Origin of the sequence: Kytococcus sp. HMSC28H12, assembly GCF_001816045.1 — a bacterium.
GTDB classification, from domain to species: domain Bacteria; phylum Actinomycetota; class Actinomycetes; order Actinomycetales; family Dermatophilaceae; genus Kytococcus; species Kytococcus schroeteri.
Window position 1 is genome coordinate 1 of the sequence record NZ_KV824399.1, and the last position, 3,965, is coordinate 3,965.

3 protein-coding genes and 2 tRNA genes are annotated in these 3,965 nt (G+C 74.1%); 2 read left to right on the plus strand and 3 right to left on the minus strand.

Going from position 1 to position 3,965, the window contains the following annotated elements:
- The 3 genes from HMPREF3099_RS05090 to HMPREF3099_RS05100 form a co-directional block, all read right to left on the minus strand.
- Nucleotides 1–1,672, minus strand: a 1,672-nt coding sequence (locus tag HMPREF3099_RS05090) for a GTPase family protein (RefSeq protein WP_237769746.1), incomplete at its 3' end; no start/stop codon positions are given.
- A 33-nt stretch (nt 1,673–1,705) separates the two neighbouring features.
- Nucleotides 1,706–1,778: transfer RNA gene (locus HMPREF3099_RS05095), tRNA-Arg, on the minus strand.
- A gap of 72 nt (nt 1,779–1,850) precedes the next feature.
- Nucleotides 1,851–3,008: a PrsW family intramembrane metalloprotease gene (locus tag HMPREF3099_RS05100; protein ID WP_070704854.1), complete on the minus strand. Its 1,158-nt coding sequence runs from the start codon at nt 3,006–3,008 to the stop codon at nt 1,851–1,853.
- A gap of 48 nt (nt 3,009–3,056) precedes the next feature.
- On the opposite strand from HMPREF3099_RS05100, the gene orn reads away from it, so the two are divergent.
- Together orn and HMPREF3099_RS05110 are read left to right on the plus strand one after the other, a co-directional pair.
- On the plus strand, nt 3,057–3,743 hold the full coding sequence (gene orn, locus HMPREF3099_RS05105; RefSeq protein ID WP_083323510.1) for an oligoribonuclease: 687 nt from the start codon (nt 3,057–3,059) through the stop codon (nt 3,741–3,743).
- A gap of 115 nt (nt 3,744–3,858) precedes the next feature.
- Nucleotides 3,859–3,934: transfer RNA gene (locus HMPREF3099_RS05110), tRNA-His, on the plus strand.
- Nucleotides 3,935–3,965 lie beyond the last annotated feature (31 nt).

The following is a 3,965-nucleotide window of genomic DNA, read 5'->3' on the forward strand; positions in this document are numbered from 1 at the left end:
GGGCGGCCACCTCGGGGGTGGCCCCCACCTCGTCCAGCACGGCGTCGTAGCGCGCCCGCTCGTCGGCCATGAGGGCGGTCACGCGCTCCTCCAGGTTGCGCCGGGCGGTCGCCGCCAGCGAACGCACCGCCTGGTCGCCGAAGATCGCCTCGAGCACGCGCTGGGCCACCACCGCCGACCCGCCGACGATGGCCACCTCGCTGCCCAGCAGGGCACCACCGGTGGACGCGAACACCAGCACCATGAGCAGCACCCCGATGCCGTTGATGCCGAAGGCCAGGTAGCGGGCGGTGGCGCGCTTGCTGCCGGCCTGTCGGCGCACGAGCTCCAGCAGGTCACCCTGCCAGTCGTGCACCAGCTGCTGGCTGCGCTCCCGGGCCCCGGCGCCGGGACGGGCGAGCTCCGGGTGGCGCTCCAGCAGGGCCGCACCGGCGGGGTCGCCGCGCCAGGCCCGGGCGGTGACCGCCGCGGCGGCCTCCAGCTGGGACTCCAGCAACTGGGCCGCCCCGTCCCCCAGGGCCTCCCCGAGGTCGTCGGTGGTCGCCGGACGGGGACGCCCGGTGACGAAGGCGGTGATGCGGTCGCGCAGGCGGCCCACCCCGGCATCGAGCTGCTTGAACACCTCACCGGTGCCCACGAGCTCCTGCCACCGGGCCAGCACCTCACCGCGCAGCAGGGTGCCGTCGTCCATCGCCTCGGAGACCCGGTCCCGGGCATCCTCGTGGCCGCGACGGGCGTCCTCGCGCAGTCCCTCGACCACGGCCACCTGCTCGTCCACACCCTCGGCCACCTGCAGGGTGCGCCGGTGCAGCGAGGCCAGGGTGCCGGCCAGGGTGCGTCGGATGACCACCTGGCGGGCGTCGGCGTCGTCGGCCAGGGAGTTGAGCCAGGAGCGCAGCGGCAGCACCTCCTCGGCCGGCAGCAGCCCCTCGGCGGTCAGGTGCGCCTCGGGCACGGAGAACACCGGCGCGTCGCCCAGGCCCTGCTCGCGCAGCATCGCCGAGAAGTCGGTGCGCACCTCCTCCATGACCCCCTCGGGCACACGGTCCAGCACCAGGGCCACCGAAGTGCCGCGCTCAGCGGCCTGCAGCAGCATCTGCCAGGGCACGGCGTCGGCGTAGCGCGCGGCGGTGGTGACGAAGACCCACAGGTCCGCCGCGCCCAGCAGCTGGCGGGCGAGGTCGCGGTTGGCCTGCACCACGGAGTCGATATCGGGAGCGTCCAGCAGCGCCAGGCCGGGGCGCAGCGTGCGCGACTCCACAAGGCGCACGGCACCGGCGTCCCCGTCGCCGCCCTCGCCCCCGGTGGTGCGCGCCAGCTCCGGGAGCACGCGGTCGGTGGTGAACCAGCCGGCGTCACTCGGGTGGTGGATGAGCACGGAGGCCCGGGTGGTGGGACGCAGCACGCCGCTGCGGGTCACCGTGTCGCCCAGCAGGGAGTTCACCAGGGTGGACTTGCCGGCGCCGGTGGACCCGCCGACCACGCACAGCAGCGGGGCGTCCAGCGCCTGCAGGCGCGGCAGGGCGTAGTCGTCCAGCTGGCGCAACAGCTGTCCCCGCTGGTCGCGGGCCGCCACCGCACCCGGTGCCTCCACGGGGAACCGGGCGTCGGCCACCGCCGCGCGCAGGTCGGTCACGGCATCGAGCAGTTCTGGGTCCACACGCTCAGTCACGGTGGACAGACTAGGCGCGGCGGCCCCCTCGGGCGCCCCCGGCGCGATTCGAACGCGCAACCATCGGATTAGAAGGCCGGTGCTCTGTCCATTGAGCTACGGGGGCTCGCACCGGCCCACCCGAGGCGGGTCCCCGGCCGGTGCGGGCGGTCAGTCTAGGCCGTGCCGCCGGCGCCCCTCAGGCCCCGGCGAAGCGCCGCCGCTGCTCGGCGAGCCGCTCCAACAGCACCCGCTGCTCGTGGAGCTCCCGGGCCTCCCAGGTGCGCGTCGGCCGCGTGCCCAGCGGACCGCTGCGGTGGTGCGCCCGGTCCAGGCGTGCGCGGACGTGGGCCAGCCGGGTGGCGGTGCGCTGGAAGTCCTTCATCGCCCGCCGGCCCTGGCCGCCGGCGCGCTCCCCGGCCCAGGCCACCGCCCGCCCCCGCTCGGACGGGTCGCCCACCATCCGGGCCTCGAAGGAGGTCACCTGCCGGTGGTCCACGTAGGGCTGCAGGTGGGTGGCGATGGTGCGCAGCTCGCGGCGGCGCAGCCAGAGGACGAAGACGAGGAAGGCCACGAACACCGGCACCTCGAAGAACAGGTAGACGAGGACCCACCCCGCCGGGAAGACGATGGCGAGGTTCCAGATGCCGTGCAGCAGCACCGCCGCGCACCAGCCGAAGACCGGCCACGCGATACGCCAGCCCTCCTCCCGGGAGAGCACGGCGCGCCCCACGGCCGCGCCGGTGCAAGCGGTCAAGAGCGGGTGCGCGAAGGGGCTCACCAGACCACGCACCACGAAGGTGGCCGTGAGCCCGGCCGTGCCCTCCTCGGCCACCGCGGTGGCGAAGTAGACGATGTTCTCCATGAACGCGAAGCCGGCTGCGACCACCCCGGCATAGACGATGCCGTCGAGCACGCCGTCGATGGCCCGCGGCCGGAACCACAGCAGACCCAGCAGGAACAGGCCCTTGAGCGACTCCTCGGCCAGCGGCGCCACCACCACGGCCGTCACCGCGTCGGCCGACAGGGCCAGCAGCGAGGCCACCGCGTAGCCGATCTCGTTGACCACCAGGGCGAACCCGGTGGCCACCACGGCCCCCCACCCGAGGGCCAGCAGGAGCAGCCACGTGGGCTCGCGCTCGAAGGAGTCCAGCCACAGGAACACCGGCACCACGATGCACAGCGGCACGGCGGCCAGCAGCACCATGAGCGGCAGCGCCACCTCGCCGAACTGCAGACCGAGGGTGAGCGCCATGACCAGCGCCCCGATGCCGAAGAGCACCACCAGCACACTCCCCAGCGCGATGGTGGCGGGCCAGTCACGGGCAGGGGGCTGGGTGTACGGCGTGTACGGCATGGGCACAGGCTAGGCGGCCCGCCGGGAGCCCCTCGCTACGCTGGACGGGTGACCACTGACGCGACCTCCCCCGCCCCCACCGGCCCCGCGGCCGGCGCCGCCGAGCGCCCCAACCCGTCGGGCAACCCCCGTTCCCTCACCGACCGCATCGTGTGGGTGGACTGCGAGATGACGGGCCTGGAGCGCCACGACGTGCTGGTGGAGATCGCCGCCCTGGTCACCGACTTCGAGCTCAACGTGCTCGGGGAGGGCGTGCAGGTGGTCATCCGCCCCGAGGACCTCGGCGTGCTCGAGGAGCTCAACCCCGTGGTGCGCAGGATGCACACCGACAGCGGCCTGCTGGAGGAGATCGAGCACGGTGTCTCCGCCGCCGAGGCCGAGCGGCTGGTCATGGAGTACGTGCGCACCTGGGTGCCCGAGGCGGGCAAGGCCCCGCTGGCCGGCAACTCCATCGCCACCGACCGCCGCTTCATCGCCGCCGAGATGCCCGAGCTGGACGCCTTCCTGCACTACCGCCTCATCGACGTGTCGTCGATCAAGGAGCTCTCGCGCCGGTGGTACCCGCGGGCCTGGTTCAACGCCCCGGAGAAGGCCGGCGGCCACCGCGCCCTGGCCGACATCCGCGAGTCGATCGCCGAGCTGGCCTACTACCGGGAGGCCGTCTTCGTGGCCGCCCCCGGGCCCTCCACCGACGAGGCCCGGGAGGTGGCCGCGCGCCACGCCCTCGGCTCGTGAACCCCGGCCCGGTGCGCCGTGGAGGACGCCACGGGGCCTCGGTGCACGAGCACTGCCCAACAGGGGTTAGGATGTTCCCCGCTGTCCGGCGCTGCGGTGCCGGAATCACGCGATGGTGGGCGTAGCTCAGCTGGTAGAGCACCGCGTTGTGGTCGCGGTGGTCGCGGGTTCAAGTCCCGTCGCTCACCCCATCGGGAAGGCCCGGGATCCTCAGGATCCCGG

Coding starts and splice junctions, on each gene's coding strand:
- HMPREF3099_RS05100 (WP_070704854.1), bottom strand. CDS start 3,008: ATGCCGTACACGCCGTACACCCAGCCCCCTGCCCGTGACTGGCCCGCC.